This is a genomic window from Streptomyces sp. AC627_RSS907, from assembly GCF_019049165.1.
Genome location: NZ_JAGMUE010000635.1, coordinates 1 through 723 on the forward strand (window position 1 = coordinate 1; position 723 = coordinate 723).

At 73.0% G+C, this 723-nt stretch carries 1 protein-coding gene; it reads right to left on the reverse strand.

All coding sequences use genetic code 11. The features are described 5' to 3' along the window. Positions 1-263 (reverse strand): 3-hydroxyacyl-CoA dehydrogenase NAD-binding domain-containing protein (locus KUM32_RS37525; protein ID WP_254406677.1); only part of this gene is annotated, 263 nt, incomplete at its 3' end. Between the last annotated feature and the right edge of the window lie 460 nt (positions 264-723).

Genomic DNA, 723 nt, shown 5'->3' on the forward strand with positions numbered 1-723 from the left:
GCGGACAGGTCGGCGAAGACCCGGAACCGGGCGAGCACCTCCCGCCGCTCTTGTTCGGTGATCCGCCCGCGCCGCACGGCCCGCTCGGTGGACGCCGCGAGCGCGGCCACGGCCTGCCGCGCCGCGGCGTCCGCGACGTCGATGCCGATGACCTCGTGGCCCGCGCGGGCCAACACCTCGGCGATGCCGGTGCCCATGGTGCCCAGGCCGACGACGGCGACGGTGCGCAACGGCATGGGATCAGGAGTGGACAAATGGTCCATCACAGACTCCAGGGGGGTGTTCCCCGCCTTGTCCCGCGGGGAGAAGTGACGACTGAGGAGTTGGGCGGCCCCTGGTGGGCAACTCTGCCCGTAGGGACTCACCCGGGGGGTGCGCGGCGAAGGCCCTGTCCCGGGGCCGCGCCGAACACCCAAAGCGCCGAACCGACTTCACTCTTCGGCGGCTGCGTCACCAGGCCGCCAGAGCAGGGGTACTGCTCGTGCCGGGGAGCTTAACTCGCCAGTAACCAAGAACACCAGGACCCATTCTCGCCAGATCCGGGTGGCGCACGTCACAGTGGGCTAGGAGACGGTCACGGACGCGTGACGCGGGGGTGGGTCGGGGTGGCGGAGACGCGCGGCGCCCCGAGGCGGTGGCGCGGTGGTCGTGGTCGTGGTCGTGTTCGTGGCCGGCGCCGGCGCGCCGGCGGGCGCGACGGCTTGGCGCCGGCGTGGTCGGGAG